Source organism: Bradyrhizobium sp. MOS001 (assembly GCF_004634465.1).
Classification (GTDB): domain Bacteria; phylum Pseudomonadota; class Alphaproteobacteria; order Rhizobiales; family Xanthobacteraceae; genus Bradyrhizobium; species Bradyrhizobium barranii.
In genome coordinates, this window is sequence record NZ_SPVJ01000004.1 from 261,835 (window position 1) to 283,526 (window position 21,692).

The following is a 21,692-nucleotide window of genomic DNA, read 5'->3' on the forward strand; positions in this document are numbered from 1 at the left end:
CGGTTCCCAGAGCGACTACCGCCCCGTCTTCACCTTGGTCCAGAGCCGGTTGATGATCCGCTGTGTCGCCGGCTCGCGCGCCGTGATGACGAACAGTTTTGCCAGCGTCGCCTCGTCCGGATAGATGTTCTTGTCGTTCAGGATCTTCGGATCGACCAGCTTCTGGCTGGCGAGGTTGCCGTTGGCGTAGGACAGGAAGTCCGAATTCTTGGCGGCGACATCAGGACGGTAGAGATAGTTGATCAGCTCGTAGGCTTCCTTGACGTTCTTGGCGTCCGCGGGGATCGCGAGATTGTCGAAGAACATCTGCGCGCCCTCCTTCGGGATGGCGTAGCCGATCTCGATGCCGCTGCTATCGTCCTTCTTGGCCTCCCCCGCGCGGGCGCGGGCCTGCATGATGTCGCCGGACCAGCCGACCACGAAGCAGATCTCGCCGGTGGCGAGTGCGCTGAGATATTCGGACGAGTGAAACTTGCGCACGGACGGTCGGACCTTGGCGACGATTTCGGCGGCCTTCTCGAGGTCGGCCTGCTTGGTCGAGTTCGGATCGAGCCCGAGATAGTTCAGCGCCGCCGGGAAGATGTCGTCGGCGGAGTCGAGCATGTGGACACCGCAATCTCTGAACTTCGCCAAATTTTCCGGCTTGAAGACGATGTCCCAGCTGTCGATCTTGGCGTCGGGCCCGAGGATTTGCTTCACCTTGGCGACGTTGTAGCCGATGCCCGTCGTGCCCCACATGAAGTTGGCGGCGTAGACATTGCCGGGGTCGTAAATGCCAAGGCGCTCGGTCACCACCGGCCAGGCATTGGAGAGGTTCGGCAGCTTCGACTTGTCGAGCTTCTGGAAGATGTTGGCCTTGATCTGGCGCTGGAGGAAATAGGCCGTGGGCACCACGACGTCGTAGCCGGACTTGCCGGCCATCAGGCGCGTCTCCAGCGTCTCGTTGGCATCAAACGTGTCGTAGACCACCTTGATGCCGGTCTCCTTGGTGAAGGCATCAAGGACGTCAGGCGCCATGTAGTTGGACCAGTTGTAGAAGTTGACGACCCGCTCCTCGGCCCCTGCGGGGGCGGAAAGCAACGTCAGCGCCGCGGCGATTGCAAAACCAAGGCAACGCCCGGAGCGGCCGACGTTCGTCATCTTTCCTACCTCTTGCGCCCGCGCACCGCGTCCGACAGCCGCTCCAGCGCGGTGTCGAGCGTCTCGTCCTTCTTGGCAAAGCAGAAGCGCACCACGGAGGTCACCGCATCTTGCTCGTAGAAGGCCGACACCGGGATCGCCGCGACCTTGTAATCCTTCACGATCCGCCAGCAGAACTCGGTATCGCTCTCGTTGAGCCCGAGCGGCGACAGGTCGACGGTGAGGAAGTAGGTGCCCTGCGACTTCAGCACGGGGAAGCCGAGGCTCTCCAGTCCCTTGGTCAGGCGGTCCCTGCTTCGCGTCAGGTCCTTCCGCATCGACAGGAAGTAGTCGTCGGACTTGCCGAGCCCATAGGCGACGGCGGTCTGGAGGTTCGGTGCGGTGGTGAAGGTCAGGAACTGGTGCACCTTGGCGGCCACCCGCAGCAGCGGCGGCGCGGCGCAGACGAAGCCGATCTTCCAGCCAGTCAGCGAGAAGATCTTTCCGGCCGAGCCGACCTTGATGGTGCGATCGCGCATGCCGGGGATGGTGATCAGCGGGATGTGCTTGTGCTCGTCGAAGGTGACGTGCTCCCAGACCTCGTCGCAGATCGCGATGACGTCGAACTCCTGGCAGTAGCGGGCGAGCAGCTCGAGGTCCTCGCGCGGATAGACCACCGCGGACGGATTCAGGGGATTGTTGAAGAGCACCGCCTTGGTCTTTGAATTGAAGACGCTTTTCAGCATGTCCTCATTCAACCGCCAGTGCGGCGGCTCGAGGCGGACCAGGCGCGGAATGCCGCCTGCCTGGCGGATGATCGGCAGGTAAGAATCATAGACCGGCTGGAAGCAAACCACCTCGTCGCCGGGCTGGACCACCGCGAGGATCGCCGAGGTCAGCGCCTCGGTGCCGCCGGAGGTCACCATCACCTCGCTCATCGGATCGAGCTTGAGGCCGTGCCAGTGACCGTAATGAGTCGCGATCGCCTGGCGCAGCTCCGGCAGGCCCATCATCGAGGGGTACTGGTTGTAGCCGTTCAGCGAGGCATCGGCCGCGGCGCGGCGGATGTCCTCAGGCCCGGGATCATCAGGGAAGCCCTGGCCGAGATTGATGGCGTTGTTGTCGCGTGCGGCCTGCGACATCGCCTCGAAGATGGTGACGGGAAGGTCGGCAAAGACCTTGTTCAGCGAGGAGCTCTTGGTCGTCATCGCGAGGTCAGCCACCGACCTTGCTGGGAAGTCCCGCCGCCTTCCAGCCCAGCATGCCGCCGGCCAGATGCTTGTCATAAGGCAGACCCGCCGCCTGCGCCGCGAGCGAGGCCGTCACCGAGCGTTTCCCGGAGCGGCACGCGAACACGACCTCCTTTCCTTGCGGATCGGGGATCGCCTTGGGATCGAAGGTCGAGAGCGGCACGACGACGCCGTAGGGATAGGCCTCGGCGTCGACCTCGTTCGGCTCGCGCACGTCGACGAGGAGATAGCGCCCTTCCGCGACACCCCTGGAGACCTCGTCCGGGGTCAGATCCTGTACCTGGTTTGCCACATCATCCTCCAACGTCACGAGCCGCCTGCCGGGGCGATCCCGGCGGGCGGCAACCTCGCCTCTCGGCAGCCGAAAATCAAGCGCTACAAAGGCTTGAGCTGCATCCCGCAAGTTAAAGCTAAATCGCAGCGACTTGAAGTGCGGCTTTGAATCCCGCCTCAAATCGTGACCTGGGTACCGACCTCGACCACGCGGCCGGAGGGGATCTGGAAATAGTCGGTGGCGTCGTTGGCGGAGCGACTGAGCGAGATGAACAGCCGGTCCTGCCAGCGCGGCATGCCGGAATGGGCGGCGGGCTTGAGCGCCCTGCGCGACAGGAAGAACGAGGTCGACATGATGTCGAACTGCCAGCCGAGCTTGCGGGCGATCGCCAGCGCCTTCGGCACATTGGGCGATTCCATGAAGCCGAACTTCAGCGTCACCTTGGAGAAGGTCGGTGAGATCTGCTCCAGCCTCACCCGCTCGGCCGGATCGATCCGCGGTGTCTGCGCGGTCTCGATGGTGAGAATGACGTTCTTCTCATGCAGCACTTTGTAGTGTTTCAGACTATGCATCAGCGCGGTCGGGGCGCTGAGCGGGTCTGAGGTCAGGAACACCGCGGTGCCGGGCACGCGCTGCGGCGGCCGCTTCTCCAGCATCGCCACGAGATCCGCGAGCGGGAATTCGAGTTTGCGCGACTTCTCGAACAGCAGCCGGCTGCCGCGCCGCCACGTGTACATCAGGATGATCATGAGCGCGCCGAGCGCGAGCGGGACCCAGCCGCCCTCGAATACCTTGAGCAGGTTCGCGGCGAGGAAGGTCAGGTCGAGGAACAGGAACGGCACGATCAGGGCGGCGGCAGCGAACGGCGACCACTTCCAGACCTTCCAGATCACGACGAAACCCATCATCGCCGTGACCACCATGGTTCCGGTGACGGAGATGCCATAGGCCGACGCCAGCGCGCTGGAGGAACGGAACAGCAGCACCAGCAGCACCACCGCGACCAGCAGAAGCTGGTTGATGCGCGGGATGAAGATCTGGCCCGAATGGGCTTCAGAGGTATGGCGAATTTCGAAGCGCGGCAGCAACCCGAGCTGAATCGCCTGGCGCGTCAGCGAATAGGCACCGGTGATGACGGCCTGGCTCGCGATCACCGTGGCGGCAGTGGCGAGAACGACCATGCAGCCGCGGAAGAAGCCTTGCGGGAACAGCTGGAAGAACGGGCTCACGATCGCGCCGGGATCGCCGAGGACGAGAGCGCCCTGCCCCAGATAGTTCAGCGCCAGCGACGGCAGCACGATGAACAGCCAGGCGGTCTGGATCGGCCGCTTGCCGAAATGGCCGAGGTCGGCATAGAGCGCCTCGGCACCGGTGACCGCCAGGAACACGGCGCCCAGCGTCACGAAGCCGATGATGCCGTGGTGGAACATGAAGGACACGGCGTAGAGCGGGTTCAGCGCGAACAGCACCTGCGGCTGCTCGATGATCGGGTGGATTGCCGCGATCGCGATCACCGCGAACCAGACGCACATCACCGGACCGAAGAACGCGGCGACGCGGGCGGTACCACGCGACTGCACGGCGAACAGGCCGACCAGGATGATCACGGTCAACGGAACGATGTAGGGCTCGAAGTGCAGGGTGACGTCCTTCATGCCTTCGATGGCCGACAGCACCGAAAGCGCCGGCGTGATCACGGCGTCGCCGTAGAACAGGGCGCCGGAAATGATGCCGAGCAGGACGATGGTCGCCCCGCCGGTGCCGACCGCGCGCTGGGCCAGCGCCATCAGCGCCAGCGTGCCGCCCTCGCCATTGTTGTCGGCACGGAGCAGGATCACGACGTATTTGAGCGTCACCACGACGATGAGCGCCCACAGGATCAGCGAGAGCACGCCGAGCACGGCCGCCGGCGTCGGCACCCCCTCCGCGCCCGAGGCCGCCATCACCGCCTCGCGGAACGCGTAGAGCGGGCTGGTGCCGATATCGCCGTAGACGACGCCGATGCTGCCGAGCGTCAGCGCACCGAAACGGGCGGTCGTGTGGGCTTCGCCATGCCCATTGGCCGCCGCCGTTTCCGGGGCGGAAATCGCTACGTCACTTGTCATGGGAGAGCCCAGTGGCCTCTAGAATGCTTCACTGCACAACGGCGGAAGAGCGCGCGGCTTATAGTCCTGCGCTGCCGGCATAGCCTAGCCCGATTTTGGGCCCTTGCCATGCGAAATTTGCATGACTTGGCCAATTGCGTTCAGATGGTGACTTGGGTGCCGACTTCAACCACCCGCCCGGTCGGAATCTGGAAATAGTCGGTGGCGTCGTTGGCGGACCGGCTCAGCGCGATGAAGAGATGGTCCTGCCACAGCGGCATGCCCGACTGCGCCGAGGCCTTGAGCGACCTTCGCGACACGAAGAACGAGGTCGACATGATGTCGAACTGCCAGCCCTGCTTGCGGGCGATCGCCAGCGCTTTCGGCACGTTCGGCTGCTCCATGTAGCCGAAGCGCAGCCTGACCTTGGAGAACTTGTCGCTGATCTTCTCCATGCGGAACCGCTCGGACAGCTCGACCCGCGGCGTGTGCGCGGTCTCGATGGTCAGGACCACGTTGTGCTCGTGCAGCACCTTGTTGTGCTTGAGATTATGCAGCAGCGCGGTCGGCACGAAGGCGGGATCGCTGGTGAGGAACACCGCGGTGCCCTTGACGATGTGCGGCGGGCGTTTTTCGAGGCTGCGGATCAGGTCGTCGAGCGGCACCTCGATCCGGCGCGTCTTCTGGAGCAGGATGCCGGTCCCCTTGCGCCAGGTCCAGATCGTCCCGGCCATGACCGCGCCGAACAGCAGCGGCACCCAGGCGCCCTCGAGCAGCTTGAGCAGATTGGCGCTGAAGAAGCTGATGTCGACGACGACGAAGGGCACGATCACCGCCGCAGCCGTCGCAGCGCGCCAGTTCCACAGTTTCCAGATCACGACGAAGCCCATGACGCCGTCGGCGACCATGGTGGTGGAGACCGCGATGCCGTAGGCCGAAGCCAGATTGCTGGGGGTGTGGAACAACAGCACCAGCAGCATCACGCCGATCAGCAGCAGCCGGTTCACACGCGGCAGATAGATCTGGCCGGCATGGGTCTCGGAGGTGTAGCGCACCTCGAAGCGCGGCAGGAGGCCAAGCTGCACCGCCTGATAGACCAGCGAATAGGCGCCGGTGATCACGGCCTGGCTCGCGATCACGGTCGCCGCGGTCGCAAGTCCAACCAGCGGCAGCACCAGACTCTCCGGCACCATGCGATAGAACGAATGCTCGATCGCGCTGGGATCGGACAGCACCAGCGCGCCCTGCCCGAAATAGTTGATCAGGAGCGCGGGCAGCACGAAGAACATCCAGGCCGACTGGATCGGCTTGCGGCCGAAATGGCCGAGATCGGCGTAGAGCGCCTCGCCGCCCGTCACCGCCAGGAACACGGCGCCGAGCGTCACCAGGCCGATCGTGCCGTGCGACAGCAGGAATTGCAGCGCGTAATAGGGATTGATGGCCGCCAGCACCGACGGATCGTCGGCGATGTGCACGGCGCCCATCACCGCAAGAACGGTGAACCAGATCACCATCACCGGCCCGAAGGCCGAGGCCACCAGCGCCGTCCCCTTGCTCTGGACCGCGAACAGCAACACCAGGATGATGACGGTGAGCGGTACGACATAGTGGTCGAAGGCGGGGGTCACGAGCTTCAGACCCTCGACCGCCGACAGCACCGAGATGGCCGGCGTGATCATGGAATCGCCGATGAACATGGAGGCGCCGACCACGCCGAGCGCCATCAGAAACCAGCTTCGCCGCCCGAGCGCGCGCTGGCCGAGTGCCATCAGCGAGAGCGTGCCGCCCTCCCCGTTATTGTCGGCGCGCAGCAGGAGCAGGACGTATTTGGCGGTGACGACGATAAAGAGCGCCCAGAGAATCAGCGAGAGCACGCCGAGCACCATGACCCGCGAGACCGGCTCGCCATGGGCCGCGCCCCTGACCGCCTCGTGGAATGCGTACAGCGGCGAGGTGCCGATATCGCCGAAGACAACACCGATGCTTCCGAGCGTCAGGCCCCAGAAACCCGAGGTGACCGGCCCGTCCTGAGCGTCGGTCGATGTGATGCTCGCCGTCATGTGAGATGAGAAACGCTTCTTCCCGAGAATTGATCCGGCGCCTTTTGACCGTTCCGGCGCGCCTGTCAATCGGCACACCACCATAGCAGCCGCCGGGGCGGATGCTGTGACGGCGCAGCAACGATCGTTGTTAGCGCGACGACATGCCTCAGGTAAGATGGTAGCGCAAGTGCCTGGAGCCGTCCGCTCCGCGGGAAGCGGAGCGGGCCTCGAGATTCCGGGTTCGATGCGTTTTCTTCACGCAAAGCCGGCGGCTGCTTCGCGCGACACGCTCTACGGCTTCAAATTCGGCGGCAGCGGCGGATCCTCGCGCATCAGCGTGATCGTCACCCGCCGGTTGGCCGCGAGCGAGGGATCGTCCGGAAACAGCGGCTGGGTGTCCGCCTTGCCGGCGACGGCGAAGATGTGGGACGGCGGCAGGCCCTCGCGTTCGAGGATCTGACGCACGGCGTTGGCGCGATCGGCCGACAGGTCGAAGGCGCCATAGTCGCTGCGGGTCGGCACGAATCCGGCCGCGGTGTGGCCGGCGATGGAGACACGGAGCGGCGTGGCCTTCAGCGGGATCGCGAGCCTCTCGATCAGGCGGCGGGTGCGGTCATACGGCACCTTGGAGCCGTCGGCGAACATCGAGCGGCCATCCTGATCGACGATCTCCAGGTTGAGCCCCTGCTTGGTCTCCTCGAACATGATGTGCTTGGACATCTCGGTCAGTTCCGGCATGTCCTGCAACGCCTGGCGCAGCGAGGCCGCGGCGAGCGCAAAGTTGCGGTCGACCTTGATCTTCGCGCCCGACGTGCGGTCGCGGTCCTCCTGATCCGGCGTCGGCGTGTTGGAGGCGTCCTCGGGCTGGATGTGGTCGACGTTCTTCAGCCGCGGGCGGGTCGGCAGGCCGTCGGACTCGACGATACCGGCGTAGCGCGCTTCGCTCTGCACGCCGAATGCGTCGCGCATGGAGCCGGCGACGATCTTCAGCTTGTTGGCGTCCTGCGTCGAGAACGCGACGAGCATCACGAAGAAGCTCATCATCAGGCCCATCAGGTCGGCGAAGGTCACGAACCAGCCGTGACCGCCACCGTGAGCATCGCCGCGCTTCTTCTTGGCCATCTCTCGAGATCCCGGGCGGCGGCTTTACGCCGGCACCGGCTCGCCCTCAGCGTGACGATGCTTCTCCGGCAGATAGGCCAGCAGCATTTCGCGCACGAGCGTCGGGCTCTTGGAGTCGCGGATCATCAAGATGCCGTCGATGATCAGCGTGCGGTTGGTTTCCTCGTCGAGCAGCTTGCCGTGCAGCTTGTCGGCGATCGGCAGACAGAACAGGTTCGCGACGAGCGCACCGTACAGGGTTGCGAGCAGCGCGGTCGCCATGAACGGGCCGAGCTTGGAGGGATCGGTCATGTTCGCGAACATCTGCACCATGCCGATCAGGGTGCCGATCATGCCGAAGGCCGGGGCGCAATCGCCGATGGCGCGGTAGATCTTGCTGCCTTCGTCGAGGTGCATGAGGAAGTTGTCGCGGTCGCGCTCGAGATTGTCGCGGATGAAGTCGAGGTCGTAGCCGTCGGCGACGTAGCGGATGCCCTTGGCCAGGAACGGCTCGTCGGTCTCGACCTTTTCGAGGCCGACCGGGCCCTGCTTGCGGGCGATCTCGGCGATGCGGGCGAGCTCGTCGACGAGGTCGTGCGCCGACAGGCGGCTCATGGTGAAAGCGAACTTGGCGCCGAGCGGAAGGCCGTGCAGGAGCGCGCTGAGCGGAAAGCGGATCATGGTGGCCGAGACCGAGCCGCCGAAGATGATGATCATGGCATGTTCGGAGATGAACATGTGGAGGTCGCCGCCCATGAAGATCATCGCCGTAATCACGATGATGCCCGCAATGAGCCCGACGCTCGTCATGATATCCATGGGACACTCCAACGCGAACGCAACAACGGCCGTCCTGGCCGCTGGCGCGGCCCAACCCCGAACCGCATCGGAAACCCTAGAGTGCCCCCCTTAAAGCCGCGTAAAGGTTAAGTTGAGCCGGGGCGCCAGACCGGCGCAGCGCGCTGACAGGGCGCCGGCTTTGCCCGCGACCGACGGGAATCTCAACACTTCGCTAACCATGATTGCGGGGCGCCAGGACGGCGGCTCAGGACGAAAGCCCGGTCAGCTCGAGGCTGAGTGCGCGCAGGAGCCTGCGTGCGCCGGCATCGTGGGCCTGCGGATTGGCGCGGGTCTCGTTCATGCCGTTGAAGAACAGTCCGCTCTTGCCGGCGACGTCGTCGCCTTCGACGAGGTGCAGGATCGCCGCACCGCCCTGCTCCACCGTCGAGATCGGCGTGATGCCGCCGGCACGCACCATCGTGGTGTTCATGTAGGTCGCCGGATGCAGCGCGTTGACGGTGATGCCCATGCGCTTCAACTCCTCCGCGAAATCGATGGTGAACATGATCTGCGCGAGCTTGCTCTGTGCGTAGGCGCGCGAGCCGCTGTAGCCCTTGCTGATCATGACGTCGTCGAAATCGATCGGATGCTGACCGAGGGAGGCAACATTGACGACGCGCGAAGGTGCTGCGGACGTCAACAGCGGCAGCAGCAAGTGCGCAAGCAGGAAGCCCGAGAGGTAATTCACCGCAAAGCGCAGTTCGTAGCCGTCGGGACTCACCTGCCGTTGCGGTCCGTCGTTCTGCGAGCCGATGCCGGCGTTGCTGACGAACACATCGAGACGCTGGTGATCGCGGATAACGGCCGCGGCGAGCTCTCGCGTGCCTGACATCGACGACAAGTCGGCCTGGTAGAATGTCGGCGCAGCGTGGCCCGCCTGCACGATCTGGTCGATCAGCGCTTTCGCGCGCACGGCATCGCGGCCATGGATCAGGACCCTCGCACCTGCTTCGGCCAGCCGGCGCGCGACGTGACGGCCGACGCCGTCCGTCGAACCGGTGATCAGGACGGTTTTGCCAGTCATCTTCATTGTGCGTCCTCCGACTGCGGCCCTGCGCCACATCCGCGACGAGAGATCATGCAGTATTCTATCGCCGGGCGGCATGCTCCATCGCAGGAGCCGTTTTGCCATGTTGACGCTGTTCGGTCTTCTCACCGCGCTGCCCGCGGTACTGGCGCTCCACCTGCTCGAGCCAGGGCTCGTCCTGCCGGCGTTCAGCGTCTTGCTGTTTGTCGAGGCGGGCTTTGCCGTGATCGCAGCGCGCTTGATTCATGTCCCAGATAACGCCGAAAACATCACCCTCTGGGATCTCGCCGGCGGCTTCACCCTGATCGGATGCGCCGCCGCAGTCTTCGGCGAGCCGGATCAGGCCGCCCTGTTTCTGACGGAACAGGGCGGCCCACGGCCGGCAACGCGGCCCTAAGTCGTTCGGTCGCCCGTTAGTGAATCTCCGCCGAGCGCTTCAGCGCGGCCTTCAGCTTCTCCAGCGAGAAGTCGGGGCTGCGCGCGATCTCCAGGATCGGCGTCTCGCGGCGGCCACAGAGTTCGGCAGCCTCGGGAAGCTTTGCGGCGATGTCGAGCGGGATCACGATGGCGCCGTGCTGGTCGGCATGGATCAGATCGTCGGACTTCACGGTCATACCGGCGACGCGAACCTCGCCACCAAAACTTTCCGCATGCACCCAAGCATGCGACGGGCCGATCGAGCCGGCCAGCGCCTGGAAGCCAGGGGCCCATTGCGGGATGTCGCGGATCGAGCCGTCGGTGATGACGCCGAGGCAGCCGAGCGCCTTGTGCACGTTGCTCTGCACCTCGCCCCAGAACGCGCCGTAGCCGACGTCGGGACCGTCAATGTCCTGGATCACCGAGATGCGCGGACCGTGGCCGGTGCCGACATATTCGTAATATTCGATGCGGCGCCTGGACTGCTCTTCGGCCGGCAGCGAGGACTTCAGCACCGAGCGGATCGCAACCGTGCGGGCATAGCCAACGATCGGCGGCAGGTCGGGAAATGGGCAGACCAGTTGCTTGGTGGTGTAGCCGATCAACCGGCGCTCGGGCGCCACGATCTCCATGGCATTGCAGATCGTCGGGGTGTCATAGCGGCCCAGCGCTTCGAGGACGGCAGCGGGCAGCGGCCCGGTCGCGGTATCAGTCACGGCGTTCTCTCCCAGATTGGCGGCCGCTGTTGGCGCGGTGCCGCCGGCACAGGGCGATATAGCCGAGATCGGGCTTCAACCCAACTCGGCCGCCTTCATGGCAGATATCCGCGAAAACCGCTCAGTGCATGATCCGGAAAAGTGCGCAGCGGTTTTCCGAAAAGATCATGCTCAAACAACGACCTAAAGCGCGATGACGATTCAGCCAAATCTCATCGCGCTTTAGTGCAGCCGTCCGGGCCGGTCGTCGTCGAGCGGCGGCTCCGACAAATTGGCCAGCGTCGGCGCCGAAGGCGGCGACGGGACCTCGCCTCCCGACGGCGCGGTGGCCGCCATCGCGCGCGCCTGGTCGCGGTAGGATTTGTAGCCGAGCGGCAAACCGAGCAGATACAGCACCGTGCCGATCGACAGCACGTGCCAGGGATAGGCGATCAGGATAGCGATGAAGACGATCACCGCGACGAACGCCGGCAGCACCAGCTCGGGCGGCACGCGCATGCGCTTGGTCTTGCCGGAGAATACCGGCAGGCGCGACACCATCAGGAAGGCGATCAAGAGCGTATAGGCCGCCGTCACCGCTGCGGGCAGCCGGCCGAGATCGAGAAACGCGACGTAGATCGGCAGCAGCACCGTGATCGCGCCGGCCGGCGCCGGCACACCGGTGAAGAAATTGGCGGCGAAGGCCGGTTTGTTCGGATCGTCCATGGTGGCGTTGAAGCGCGCGAGCCTCAAGCCCCCGGAGATCGCGAACACCATGGCGGCGATCCAGCCGGCATTGCCGAGCTCGTGCAACTGCCAGAAGTACAGCATCAGGCCGGGCGCGACGCCGAAATTGACGAAGTCGGCGAGGCTGTCGAGCTCGGCGCCGAACTTGGACTGGCCCTTGATCATGCGCGCGACGCGACCATCGATGCCGTCGAGCGCGGCCGCGAACACGATGGCGTAGACCGCGAGCGTCATCCGCCCCTCGATCGACAGCCGGATCGAGGTCAGGCCGGCGCAGATCGCCAGCAGCGTGATGACGTTGGGCACAAGCATCCGCACCGGAATCGGGCGGAACCGCCGGCGGCGGACGTCGGGATCCTTGAAGTCGTAGGGCGTCATGGCTCGTCCTTATCTCAATGCGAGATATAGCAAGCCCTGTTCCCCTCCGCCATTGCGGCGGAAGGCCCCTTTGGACCGACTATTGGTTAATTGGCGCGGTAGGCGCGGCTTGGGTCGTCCCCGGCAAGATCGGCCAAAATCGTCTCTCCGGCGATCGCGGTCTGCCCTTCCGACACCAGCGCCTTGGTACCCAGCGGCAGGTAGACGTCGAGGCGCGAGCCGAAGCGGATCAGGCCAAACCGCTCGCCCGCCCCGATCGCCTGCCCTTCCCTGACGAAGCAGACGATGCGCTTGGCGACGAGCCCCGCGATCTGGATCACGCCGATCCGCGCCGTCGGCGTCGTGATCACGAGCGAGTTGCGCTCATTGTCCTCGCTCGCCTTGTCGAGCTCGGCGTTGATGAACAGGCCCGGCCGGTAGGCGATGCGATCCACCCTGCCCGCGATCGGGCTGCGGTTCACGTGGCAGTTGAACACGCTCATGAACACCGAGATCCGCGGCAGCGGCCGGTCGCCGAGCCCGAGCTCGGCTGGCGGCAGCGCCATGGTGATCATCGAGACGCGGCCGTCGGCCGGCGACACCACGAGCCCCTCGCGCACCGGCGTCACGCGCACGGGGTCGCGGAAAAACAGCGCGCACCACACGGTCAGGATCGTGCCGATCCACCCGAGCGGCGACCACAACCAGAACAGGATCAGGCTTGCCAGCGCAAAGCCGCCAATGAAGGGATAGCCCTCCTTGTGGATCGGCGGGATCTGACGCTGGATCGAATCGAGGATGGACATCGCTATCTGCCGCCTGGGAGTTGATGGCGCCGGGTCGCCCCCGCGCGGTGGAGTTGTTTAGGCCAGAGTTGGGACCGGAGACAAGGTCACTCCGCGGCCGCTGATGTCGCGAGGGCGTCGTCGACCGGCGGCGGCTCCCGGTTGGGCGCCTCGCTGCTGTCGGCCATCTTGGCCAGTTTCTCCCGAGCCGCCTCGGCTTCACGCTGCCTGTTCCACATGCTGGCGTAAAGGCCGCCCTGCACGAGCAGCTTGGCGTGGGTGCCCCGCTCGGCGATCCGGCCCTGGTCCAGCACGATGATCTCGTCGGCGCCGACGATGGTGGACAGCCGGTGCGCGATCACCAGCGAGGTGCGGTTCTTCGACACGCGGTCGAGCGCGCCCTGGATCTCGTGCTCGGTGTGGGTGTCGAGCGCCGAGGTCGCCTCGTCCAGCACCAGGATCGGCGGCGCCTTGAGCACGGTGCGCGCGATGGCGACGCGCTGCTTCTCGCCGCCCGAGAGCTTCAGGCCGCGCTCGCCGACCTGGGTCTCGTAGCCCATCGGCGCCATGCGGATGAAATGATCGATCTGCGCCAGCCGCGCCGCCTCTTCGACCTCGGCATCATCGGCATCCCAGCGGCCGTAGCGGATGTTGTAGCGGATGGTATCGTTGAACAGCACCGTATCCTGCGGCACCATGCCGATCGAGGCGCGCAAACTGGCCTGCGTGACCTCGCGGATGTCCTGGCCGTCGATCAGGATCTTGCCGCCGGAGACGTCGTAGAGACGGAACAACAGACGCGAGATGGTCGACTTGCCCGCACCGGACGGGCCGACGATCGCGACCGTCTTGCCGGCGGGCACCTCGAAGCTGATGCCCTTGAGGATCGGCCGCGTCGGCTCATAGGCAAAGCGCACGTCCTCGAAACGCATATTGCCGGCCGAGACCACCAGCGGCTTCGCGTCGGGCACGTCCTTGATCTCGGCCTCGCGGCCCAGCACGTTGAACATCTTCTCGATGTCGATGATCGCCTGCTTGATCTCGCGATAGACCATGCCCATGAAATTCAGCGGCTGGTAGAGCTGGATCATCATGGCATTGACCAGCACGAAATCGCCGACCGTGTTGGTGCCGTTGCGCACGCCGATCGCGCACATCAGCATGGTCGCGGTCAGCCCGAGCGTGAAGATCACGGCCTGGCCGGTGTTGAGCACCGCGAGCGAGGTATAGGCCTGGACGCTCGACTCCTCGTAGCGCGCGACCGAGCGGTCGTAGCGCTGCGCCTCGCGCGCCTCGGCGCTGAAATATTTCACCGTCTCGTAGTTGAGCAGCGAGTCGATCGCCTTGGTGTTCGCCTCGGTGTCGGAATCGTTCATCTTGCGGCGGATCCCGATCCGCCACTCGGTCGCGATGTAGGTGTAGTACATGTAGACCGCGACCGTGATCAGCGTCGCGACCACGTAGCGCCAGTCGAACTGCCACAGCAGCACCGCCAGCAGCAGCGTGACCTCGACGATGGTCGGGATCAGCTGCAGGATCACCATGCGCACGATGACCTCGATACCCTCGCGGCCGCGCTCGAGCACGCGCGTCAGGCCGCCGGTCTTGCGCTCGAGGTGAAAGCGCAGCGACAGCTCGTGCATGTGGATGAAGGTGATGGTGGCGAGCTTGCGCACCGCATGCATGGCGACGCGGGCGAAGATGCCGTCGCGCCATTGCGTCAGCACCGCCATCAGGATGCGCGTCACGCCATAGCTTGCGGTCAGCAGCAATGGCGAGGCGATCACCCAGAGGTGCCAGTTGTCGGCCGCGACCGGTGCGGTGTTGGCGCCGGTCAGCGCATCCGTCGCCCATTTGAAGCTGAACGGCACGGTCAGCGTGATCAGCTTGGCGGCGAGCAGCAGCACCATCGACCAGACCACCCGCATCTTCAGGTCGAAACGGTCGCCCGGCCAGATATAGGGCCACAGATGCGCCAGCGTGCCCATCAGCGTGGCCCGCTCCAGCGATCCCCCTGCGGGAGGAACGGGAACGTCTGCGCCGTCGAACGATTGAGGTTGGTCCATCAAGAAGCCTGAAAGCCCACCGGGTGCGGGCAGCGTTACGATTTGCGGTTTTCGCCCGTCATATAGAGCCTTCCCGATGCCAGCGCACCCCGCCAGATGGCGAATCTTTGATTGTTTGTCGCCATTTACCGGTAGATTTCCGGGTGATCCGAATCACCGATTGGGCTTGACGCCCCTGCGCTGCAATGCATCATGGCACCAATGAGCACGATCAAAACTGTCTGCGTCTATTGCGGCTCCGGCCCAGGAACCAATCCCAGCTTCACCGAAGGCGCCAAGGCGTTCGGCAAGGCTCTCGCCGAGAACAACGTCCGCCTGGTCTATGGCGGCGGCTCGCTCGGCCTGATGGGCTCGGTCGCGACCTCCGTGCTCGATCACGGCGGCACCGTCACCGGCATCATTCCTGAATTCCTCCGGAAGCGCGAGAACGCGCTGACCCGCGTGCAGGAGATGATCGTCACCCCCGACATGCACGAGCGCAAGCGGCTGATGTTCGAGCGCTCCGACGCCTTCGTGGCGCTGCCGGGCGGCGTTGGCACGCTCGAAGAGCTGGTGGAGCAGCTGACCTGGAAACAGCTCGGCCGTCACGCCAAGCCGGTGCTGCTAGCCAACATCGACAATTTCTGGGAGCCGCTGTTCTCGCTGCTGTCGCACATGCGCCAGACCGAGTTCATCCGCGCCGGCCTTTCGGTCGACATCCTCAAGGCCGATCGCGTCGAGGATATTCTGCCGAAGCTGAAAGCGGCAGCGGCACAGATCGCCGAATCTGAAACGCAGCTCGCCCCGGAAGTGGCGCGCAAGCTCTAGCGCCTTACTCCGCCGGAAACGTCACCGCCTCGATCCGGTTGCCATCGGGATCGGTCACGAAGGCCGCGTAGTAGCGCACGCGGTCATGCGGACGGATGCCTGGCGCGCCGTCGGACGCACCGCCGGCGGACAGCGCCGCGGCGTGAAACGCATCGACCTCGGCCGTCGTCTTCGCCCGCAGGCAGATGTGCACGCCGCTCTCCGGTGGGACGTGCGGCATACCCTCGCGCAGATTGATCCAGAACTCGGGATAGGCCTTGCCGAAGCCGATCGTCCGCGGCCGCGCGACGAGGCGCGTGAGGCCGAGCGCGGCGAGCGTGGTCTCGTAGAATTTTGCGGAGCGATCGAGATCGGTGACGCCGACGGAGATGTGGTCGATCATGCTTGGCCCCTCCTCACGTCCGCTGTCATCGCCCGGCTCGACCGGGCGATCCAGTATTCCGAGACGCCAGAGAGCTGCCGAGAAGCCGCAGCGTACTGGATACCCCGCCTGCGCGGGGTATGACAGCCGTTGCGGGTCTTACGCCGGCGCCCCCGACTTCACCAGCTTGTAGATCACCGAGTCCATCAGTGCCTGGAACGAGGCGTCGATGATGTTCGGGGACACGCCGACCGTGGTCCAGCGATCGCCGTTCTCGTCCTCGCTCTCGATCAGCACGCGCGTGACCGCGCCGGTGCCGCCGTTGAGGATACGGACGCGGTAGTCGATCAGCGTTAGGCCCTCGATGTACTTCTGGTACTTGCCGAGATCCTTGCGCAGCGCGACGTCGAGCGCGTTGACGGGGCCGTTGCCTTCGGCGGCCGAGATCAAACGCTCGCCGGCGACGTCGACCTTGACCACTGCAAGCGCGACGGTGACGCGCTCGCCGTGCGAATTGTAGCGCTGCTCGACATTGACGTCGAACTGCTCGACCTCGAAATAATGCGGCACCTTGCCGAGCGTCCGCCGCGCCAGCAGATCGAACGAGGCGTTGGCGGATTCATAGGCGTAGCCGGCAGCCTCACGCTCCTTCAATTCCTCGACCAGCCGCGTCAGCTTGGGATCGCTCTTCTCGTAGGCAATGCCGGCCCGGTCGAGCTCGGCGATGACGTTGGAGCGTCCGGCCTGGTCTGACACCAGCACCTTGCGATGATTGCCGACCAATTCCGGCAGCACATGCTCGTAGGTCTGCGGGTCCTTCAGCACGGCGGAAGCATGAATGCCGGTCTTGGTGACGAAGGCGCTCTCGCCGACATAGGCCGCATGCCGGTTCGGCACGCGGTTGAGCATGTCGTCGAGCGTGCGCGAAACCTTGACGAGAGTTGCGAGCTTTTCGGGCGTGACGCTGATCTCGAAGGCGTCGGAAAACTCCTTCTTGAGCTTCAGCGTCGGGATCAGCGAGCACAGATTGGCGTTGCCGCAGCGCTCGCCAAGGCCGTTCAAGGTGCCCTGGATCTGCCGCGCCCCGGCCCGCACCGCGGCCAGCGAATTCGCCACCGCCTGCTCGGTGTCGTTATGGGCGTGGATGCCGACATGGTCGCCCGGGATGTGCTTCGTCACCTCGGCGACGATCGCTTCGATCTCGTTCGGCATGGTGCCGCCATTGGTGTCGCACAGCACCACCCAGCGCGCGCCGGCCTCATAGGCGGCCTTGGCGCAGGCGAGCGCGAAGTTTGAATCCTCCTTGTAGCCGTCGAAGAAGTGCTCGCAGTCGAGCATGACCTCGCGGCCCGCGGCCTTCGCCGCCGCGACGCTGTCGCGGATCGACGCCAGATTTTCTTCCTTCGTCGTCTCCAGCGCGACGCGCACCTGATAGGCCGAGGACTTCGCCACGAAGCAGATCGCATCGGCCTTCGCTTCAAGGAGCCCGGCCACGCCGGGATCGTTGGAGACCGAGCGCCCTGCCCGGCGCGTCATGCCGAAGGCGGTGAAGCGCGCATGCTTCAGTTTGGGCTTGGTGCCGAAGAACTCGGTGTCGGTCGGATTGGCGCCGGGATAGCCGCCCTCGACATAGTCGATGCCGAGATCGTCGAGCATCGCCGCGATGACCTGCTTGTCGGTCAGGGTGAAATCGACGCCGTTGGTCTGCGCGCCGTCGCGCAGCGTGGTGTCGAACAGGTAAAGGCGCTCCTTGCTCATTGTGCGGCTCCGAGCGTCTTCTTCATCGTGGTGTTGGCGAGCCACTCGTCGTTGATGGTGATGCTGTTGCGCTGCATGGCGACATAGCCGCGCTTGGCGAAGAAGTTTTGCGCGGTGTCGCTGGCATCGACCGACAGGCTGGTCGCGCCACGGCCGCCGGCGAGCTTTTCCAGCGCGTCCACCAGCATGGTCGCGATGCCCTGACCGGTCACGGCGGGATGCACATAGAGCATATGGATGTGATCGGCCCCGCGCAGCGAGGCGAAGCCGACGGGCGAGCCCTCCAGCGTGGAGACCAGCGTCAGATCGGCCGCGAGCCGCTTGCCGAACTCTTCGCTTTCCGCCGCCTCCATCCAGGCCTGCTGCTGCGCCTCGTTGTAGTCTTCGCCGGTCAGCTCCTCGATGCTTGCCGTGAAGATCGCGGCGAGGACCGGCACGTCATCAGGCAGGAACGGCCGCAAGCCGGGTTTTGGCAAAGTCTGTCCCATCGTCTTCACCACATCCCATAGAGTTTCAACGCCAGCGCCACGGCGGCCGCGAGCAGCAGGATCTTCAGCGCGATGTAATAGAGCCAGTGCCTTGGGAAAGGCGTGTCGGGCCGCTTCATCGCGCGACCTCCCACGTCGTCCCGTCCTTGGAGTCCTTGATCGCAACGCCCATCGCGGCGAGCAGATCGCGAATGCGGTCGGACTCTTTGAAGTCCTTGCGGCTACGGGCGGCCGTCCGCTCCGAGATCAGGCGCTCGACTTCCTTGGCATCGACCCCGCTGGCCTGTTGCTTGCGCCCTTCCCACTGCGCGGCGCTTTCGGAAAGGAAGCCGAGCAGGCGCAACGAGCCCGCCAACGCGCTCACGTCGCTGCCACGCAGACCGTGCAGCGCCGCGATCGCCAGCGGCGTGTTGAGGTCGTCGAGCAGCGGCTCGACCACGGACGCGGCCGGCAGGCCGGGCTCGGCGTCGGCCGCGACCCGATACCAGTCGTCGAGCGTCCGGGCGCTCTCCTCCAGCGACTTCAGGGTCCAGTCGATCGGCGAGCGGTAATGCGTCTTCAGCATGTTCAGGCGCAGCACCTCCCCCGGCCAATCCTTGAGCAACTCGTGGATCGTGATGAAGTTGCCGAGCGACTTCGACATCTTCTCGCTCTCGACCTGGAGGAAGCCGTTGTGCATCCAGTAGTTCGCCATGCGCTCCTGGTGGAAGGCGCAGCAGGTCTGCGCGACCTCGTTCTCGTGATGCGGAAACACGAGGTCGATACCGCCACCGTGGATGTCGAAATATTCGCCGAGATGCTTCCAGGCCATGGCCGAGCATTCGATATGCCAGCCCGGGCGACCCTGCGCAGCGATGCCGGCCGGCGACGGCCATGACGGCTCGCCCGGCTTGGACGGCTTCCACAGTACAAAGTCGGTGTTGTCCTTCTTGTAGGGCGCGACGTCGACGCGGGCGCCGGCGATCATCTCGTCCAACGAGCGATTGGACAGCGCGCCATAGCGCGGCAACCCGGAATTGGCCGCGTTCATCGCCTGCGGCGAGAACAGCACATGGTCCTCGGCAGCATAGGCAAAGCCACCCTTGACGAGCCTTTCGATGATCTCGCGCATCTCGCCGATATGCTCGGTCGCGCGCGGCTCGACAGTCGGCCGAAGCGCCCCGAGCGCGTCGACGTCGGCGTGAAACTGCTTGCCGGTCTGTTCAGTGACTTTCCGGATGGCCTCGTTCAGCGGGAGCCCCGGAAAATCGCGCGCGGCGCGGTCGTTGATCTTGTCGTCGACGTCGGTGATGTTGCGGACATACGTCACGTGCGCCTCGCCATAGAGATGGCGCAGCAGCCGAAACAGCACGTCGAACACGATCACCGGCCGCGCATTGCCGATATGGGCGAAGTCGTAGACGGTCGGTCCGCAGACATACATGCGGACGTTCTTCGCATCGAGCGGCACGAAGGTGCGCTTGTCCCGGCTCAGCGTATCGTAAAGGCGCAATTCCATATGGATACCCGTCGGCTGTTGGCCGGGCGTCCGAGGCTCTCAATGTTTTTGAGAAAAGACGGCTCCAGCCAGCGAATCGCTAGCTCGTAATCTCGCGGCAAATGCCACAAATGGCGAGGAGACCGTACATGCGGCCACATATGGGCTATCAGGCGCCCCCGCGTCAAGAGAGCCGCGAAAACGCCGTTTTATCTCCGCAAAGCGCGGCCGCCCCGCCTTGATGGTTCATCATCCTTAACCTTTTGAGTTTACTTGGAACCCGGCGGTTCCCTAAAGCCCCGGTGCACCCATGCGATCCCTGCTCGCGCTCGTCTCTTGTGCCTCCATCATCGCGGCATCCAGCGCGGTCGCCGAGACCCGCGTCTTCATCATCGCCAACCAGGCGGACGGCTACGGTGTCGACCAGTGCCTCGCCAAGGGTGAGAAATGCGGCGCACAGGTCGCGCGCACCTATTGCCAGTCACGCGATTTTGCCCTGGCCTCGGCCTACCGCCGGGTCGATCCCGACGAAATTACCGGCTCTGTCCCCAAAACTGGCGCAAACTGCTCCCATGGCCATTGCGACGAATATGTCGCAATCACCTGCCAGCGCTGAATTCCCTCGGAGCTGGGGGACCTTAGGACCAGTTTTCGGCCCCTGAAACGACGTGACGATGCCGCAGGAAGCGGCTATTGGAGGGCGCGCGTCGGCCCCCAAAATCACGCCGGGCCGTGACCTCGCTAGAATGGCGGATATGCCTGAATTTTTGTCTCTCTCCCGTGCCCGCTCCATCCTTGCCTGCACCGTGCTTCTGAGCACGGTCGTGCTCGCCAACGGTGCTTTCGCGCAAGCCGGCCCGCCCGGCCCGCCGCCTCAGCCCGGCCAGAACGGGCTTGGACCAAATCCGATGTGCGTGCGGCTGGAAGGCCAGCTCGCCGCGCTCGATCGTGGCGGCGGCGGTGGCGACCCCGCGCGCGAAGACCAGATCCGCCGCTATCAGGATTCCCAAGCCAAGCAGCAGGCCGAGCTCGACCGCGTCACCATGCAGGCCAAGCGCATGGGCTGCGATTCCTCCGGCTTCTTCTCGCTGTTCAACGGCCAGTCGGCGCAATGCGGCCCGGTCAACACCCAGATCCAGCAGATGCGCGCCAATCTGGACCAGATCACCGGCAATCTCGAACGCCTGCGCGGTGGCGGCCCCGGCGGCTTCAGCCCGGAGCGCGACAACCAGCGCCGCTCGGTGCTGGCGGCGCTGGCGCAGAACAATTGCGGCCCGCAATATGCCAACGCCGCGCAATCGCAAGGCGGCGGCAACTTCCTGAACAATCTGTTCGGCGGCGGCGGCAACAACCCCAACAATCCGCAAGGCGTGCCGCCCTCCGATCTCGGACCGCAATCCGGCACCTACCGCACCGTGTGCGTGCGCACCTGCGACGGCGCCTATTTCCCGGTCTCGTTTGCCACCGTGCCGGCGCGCTTCCCCGACGACGAGAAGACCTGCAAGGCGCTGTGCCCGGCCGCGGAAGCCGTGCTCTACACCCATCGCAATCCCGGCGAGGACATGAACTCCGCGGTCTCCACCAGCGGCCAGCCCTACACGGCGCTGCCGACCGCGTTCAAATTCCGCAGCGAGTTCAACCCGTCCTGCTCCTGCAAGGCCGCAGGCCAGACCTGGGCCGACGCGCTGAAATCCGCCGACGACAAGGCGGCGGCCGAGCAGCAGGGTGACATCATCGTCACCGAGGAGAGCGCCAAGAAGATGCAGCAGCAGCGGCTCAACAAGGGCACGCCCGCGACTGCCAAGAAGGGCGCGGCTCCCGCGCCGACGACGGCCAGTACACCGGCTGCGGCCGCGCCTGCGGATACCGGCACGGCCACCAATTCGTCGGAGAACAAGCCGATCCGCTCGGTCGGTCCGACGTTCCTGCCGCAGCAGCAGAAGTAGGCTCTAACCCGTCATGCCCCGCGAAGGCGGCCGCCAGGTGCGGCCGTCTTC

19 protein-coding genes and 1 pseudogene are annotated in these 21,692 nt (G+C 65.1%); 4 read left to right on the plus strand and 16 right to left on the minus strand.

The window, feature by feature from the left end; genetic code table 11:
• Positions 1–15 precede the first annotated feature (15 nt).
• From CT676_RS08945 to CT676_RS08980, 8 genes are all read right to left on the minus strand, one after another.
• Positions 16–1,140: a polyamine ABC transporter substrate-binding protein gene (locus CT676_RS08945; RefSeq protein WP_085404823.1), complete on the minus strand. Its 1,125-nt coding sequence runs from the start codon at positions 1,138–1,140 to the stop codon at positions 16–18.
• 5 nt (positions 1,141–1,145) lie between these two features.
• Complete coding sequence (locus tag CT676_RS08950; RefSeq protein ID WP_085404935.1) at positions 1,146–2,327, minus strand: aminotransferase; 1,182 nt, start codon at positions 2,325–2,327, stop codon at positions 1,146–1,148.
• A gap of 7 nt (positions 2,328–2,334) precedes the next feature.
• Positions 2,335–2,661 (minus strand): rhodanese-like domain-containing protein, encoded by a 327-nt coding sequence (locus CT676_RS08955; protein ID WP_085404936.1) that lies wholly within the window; start codon positions 2,659–2,661, stop codon positions 2,335–2,337.
• Positions 2,662–2,819: 158 nt separating this feature from the next.
• A complete protein-coding gene (locus CT676_RS08960) occupies positions 2,820–4,748 on the minus strand; it encodes a potassium transporter Kup (RefSeq protein ID WP_028146684.1) in 1,929 nt (642 codons plus the stop codon).
• Positions 4,749–4,888: 140 nt separating this feature from the next.
• Positions 4,889–6,787 (minus strand): potassium transporter Kup, encoded by a 1,899-nt coding sequence (locus CT676_RS08965; RefSeq protein ID WP_085404824.1) that lies wholly within the window; start codon positions 6,785–6,787, stop codon positions 4,889–4,891.
• A gap of 273 nt (positions 6,788–7,060) precedes the next feature.
• A complete protein-coding gene (locus CT676_RS08970; protein ID WP_135214412.1) occupies positions 7,061–7,891 on the minus strand; it encodes a flagellar motor protein MotB in 831 nt (276 codons plus the stop codon).
• Between the two features lie 24 nt (positions 7,892–7,915).
• Positions 7,916–8,689 (minus strand): MotA/TolQ/ExbB proton channel family protein, encoded by a 774-nt coding sequence (locus CT676_RS08975; RefSeq protein ID WP_028146686.1) that lies wholly within the window; start codon positions 8,687–8,689, stop codon positions 7,916–7,918.
• A gap of 226 nt (positions 8,690–8,915) precedes the next feature.
• A complete protein-coding gene (locus CT676_RS08980; RefSeq protein ID WP_085404825.1) occupies positions 8,916–9,740 on the minus strand; it encodes an SDR family NAD(P)-dependent oxidoreductase in 825 nt (274 codons plus the stop codon).
• Between the two features lie 100 nt (positions 9,741–9,840).
• Between CT676_RS08980 and CT676_RS08985 the strand changes: the two genes are divergently transcribed.
• Positions 9,841–10,134: a hypothetical protein gene (locus CT676_RS08985; RefSeq protein ID WP_085404826.1), complete on the plus strand. Its 294-nt coding sequence runs from the start codon at positions 9,841–9,843 to the stop codon at positions 10,132–10,134.
• Positions 10,135–10,150: 16 nt separating this feature from the next.
• Here CT676_RS08985 and CT676_RS08990 read toward each other — a convergent pair whose 3' ends face one another.
• The 4 genes and pseudogenes from CT676_RS08990 to CT676_RS09005 form a co-directional block, all read right to left on the minus strand.
• Positions 10,151–10,870 carry an RraA family protein gene (locus CT676_RS08990; protein WP_085404827.1) on the minus strand — a complete coding sequence of 240 codons (720 nt, stop codon included), beginning with the start codon at positions 10,868–10,870 and terminating at the stop codon, positions 10,151–10,153.
• 222 nt (positions 10,871–11,092) lie between these two features.
• Positions 11,093–11,974, minus strand: a complete 882-nt coding sequence (locus CT676_RS08995; RefSeq protein WP_028146689.1) for a phosphatidylcholine/phosphatidylserine synthase — start codon at positions 11,972–11,974, stop codon at positions 11,093–11,095.
• An 86-nt stretch (positions 11,975–12,060) separates the two neighbouring features.
• Positions 12,061–12,771, minus strand: a pseudogene (locus CT676_RS09000) (phosphatidylserine decarboxylase); the annotation flags it as partial.
• A 74-nt stretch (positions 12,772–12,845) separates the two neighbouring features.
• Positions 12,846–14,804 carry an ABC transporter ATP-binding protein/permease gene (locus CT676_RS09005; RefSeq protein ID WP_085404828.1) on the minus strand — a complete coding sequence of 653 codons (1,959 nt, stop codon included), beginning with the start codon at positions 14,802–14,804 and terminating at the stop codon, positions 12,846–12,848.
• A 201-nt stretch (positions 14,805–15,005) separates the two neighbouring features.
• On the opposite strand from CT676_RS09005, the gene CT676_RS09010 reads away from it, so the two are divergent.
• The gene (locus tag CT676_RS09010) at positions 15,006–15,611 is read left to right on the plus strand and encodes a TIGR00730 family Rossman fold protein (RefSeq protein ID WP_071915130.1); all 606 of its coding nucleotides are present in this window, start codon (positions 15,006–15,008) and stop codon (positions 15,609–15,611) included.
• A gap of 4 nt (positions 15,612–15,615) precedes the next feature.
• On the opposite strand, the gene CT676_RS09015 is transcribed toward CT676_RS09010, so the two are convergent.
• From CT676_RS09015 to cysS, 4 genes are all read right to left on the minus strand, one after another.
• Positions 15,616–15,993 (minus strand): VOC family protein, encoded by a 378-nt coding sequence (locus tag CT676_RS09015; protein ID WP_085404829.1) that lies wholly within the window; start codon positions 15,991–15,993, stop codon positions 15,616–15,618.
• 138 nt (positions 15,994–16,131) lie between these two features.
• On the minus strand, positions 16,132–17,730 hold the full coding sequence (gene cimA / locus CT676_RS09020) for a citramalate synthase (protein WP_085404830.1): 1,599 nt from the start codon (positions 17,728–17,730) through the stop codon (positions 16,132–16,134).
• Complete coding sequence (locus CT676_RS09025; RefSeq protein WP_085404937.1) at positions 17,727–18,218, minus strand: GNAT family N-acetyltransferase; 492 nt, start codon at positions 18,216–18,218, stop codon at positions 17,727–17,729. Before CT676_RS09025 ends, cimA begins: the two co-directional genes overlap by 4 nt.
• A 115-nt stretch (positions 18,219–18,333) precedes the next feature.
• Positions 18,334–19,716, minus strand: coding sequence for a cysteine--tRNA ligase (gene cysS / locus CT676_RS09030; RefSeq protein WP_085404831.1), 1,383 nt, complete (start codon positions 19,714–19,716; stop codon positions 18,334–18,336).
• 289 nt (positions 19,717–20,005) lie between these two features.
• Here cysS and CT676_RS09035 point away from each other — a divergent pair, with 289 nt between their 5' ends.
• Together CT676_RS09035 and CT676_RS09040 are read left to right on the plus strand one after the other, a co-directional pair.
• A complete protein-coding gene (locus tag CT676_RS09035; protein ID WP_085404832.1) occupies positions 20,006–20,311 on the plus strand; it encodes a hypothetical protein in 306 nt (101 codons plus the stop codon).
• Positions 20,312–20,441: 130 nt separating this feature from the next.
• Positions 20,442–21,641, plus strand: coding sequence for a DUF2865 domain-containing protein (locus tag CT676_RS09040; protein ID WP_085404833.1), 1,200 nt, complete (start codon positions 20,442–20,444; stop codon positions 21,639–21,641).
• Positions 21,642–21,692 lie beyond the last annotated feature (51 nt).

Excerpts from the sequence above, each read along its gene's own strand:
- cimA (WP_085404830.1), bottom strand. The coding sequence starts at position 17,730 with ATGAGCAAGGAGCGCCTTTACCTGTTCGACACCACGCTGCGCGACGGC.
- CT676_RS08970 (WP_135214412.1), bottom strand. The coding sequence starts at position 7,891 with ATGGCCAAGAAGAAGCGCGGCGATGCTCACGGTGGCGGTCACGGCTGG.
- CT676_RS08985 (WP_085404826.1), top strand. The coding sequence starts at position 9,841 with ATGTTGACGCTGTTCGGTCTTCTCACCGCGCTGCCCGCGGTACTGGCG.
- CT676_RS09025 (WP_085404937.1), bottom strand. The coding sequence starts at position 18,218 with ATGGGACAGACTTTGCCAAAACCCGGCTTGCGGCCGTTCCTGCCTGAT.
- CT676_RS08950 (WP_085404935.1), bottom strand. The coding sequence starts at position 2,327 with ATGACGACCAAGAGCTCCTCGCTGAACAAGGTCTTTGCCGACCTTCCC.
- CT676_RS08995 (WP_028146689.1), bottom strand. The coding sequence starts at position 11,974 with ATGACGCCCTACGACTTCAAGGATCCCGACGTCCGCCGCCGGCGGTTC.
- CT676_RS09015 (WP_085404829.1), bottom strand. The coding sequence starts at position 15,993 with ATGATCGACCACATCTCCGTCGGCGTCACCGATCTCGATCGCTCCGCA.
- CT676_RS09005 (WP_085404828.1), bottom strand. The coding sequence starts at position 14,804 with ATGGACCAACCTCAATCGTTCGACGGCGCAGACGTTCCCGTTCCTCCC.
- CT676_RS09010 (WP_071915130.1), top strand. The coding sequence starts at position 15,006 with ATGAGCACGATCAAAACTGTCTGCGTCTATTGCGGCTCCGGCCCAGGA.
- CT676_RS08945 (WP_085404823.1), bottom strand. The coding sequence starts at position 1,140 with ATGACGAACGTCGGCCGCTCCGGGCGTTGCCTTGGTTTTGCAATCGCC.
- cysS (WP_085404831.1), bottom strand. The coding sequence starts at position 19,716 with ATGGAATTGCGCCTTTACGATACGCTGAGCCGGGACAAGCGCACCTTC.
- CT676_RS08975 (WP_028146686.1), bottom strand. The coding sequence starts at position 8,689 with ATGGATATCATGACGAGCGTCGGGCTCATTGCGGGCATCATCGTGATT.
- CT676_RS09035 (WP_085404832.1), top strand. The coding sequence starts at position 20,006 with ATGCGATCCCTGCTCGCGCTCGTCTCTTGTGCCTCCATCATCGCGGCA.
- CT676_RS08980 (WP_085404825.1), bottom strand. The coding sequence starts at position 9,740 with ATGAAGATGACTGGCAAAACCGTCCTGATCACCGGTTCGACGGACGGC.
- CT676_RS08960 (WP_028146684.1), bottom strand. The coding sequence starts at position 4,748 with ATGACAAGTGACGTAGCGATTTCCGCCCCGGAAACGGCGGCGGCCAAT.
- CT676_RS08965 (WP_085404824.1), bottom strand. The coding sequence starts at position 6,787 with ATGACGGCGAGCATCACATCGACCGACGCTCAGGACGGGCCGGTCACC.
- CT676_RS09040 (WP_085404833.1), top strand. The coding sequence starts at position 20,442 with ATGGCGGATATGCCTGAATTTTTGTCTCTCTCCCGTGCCCGCTCCATC.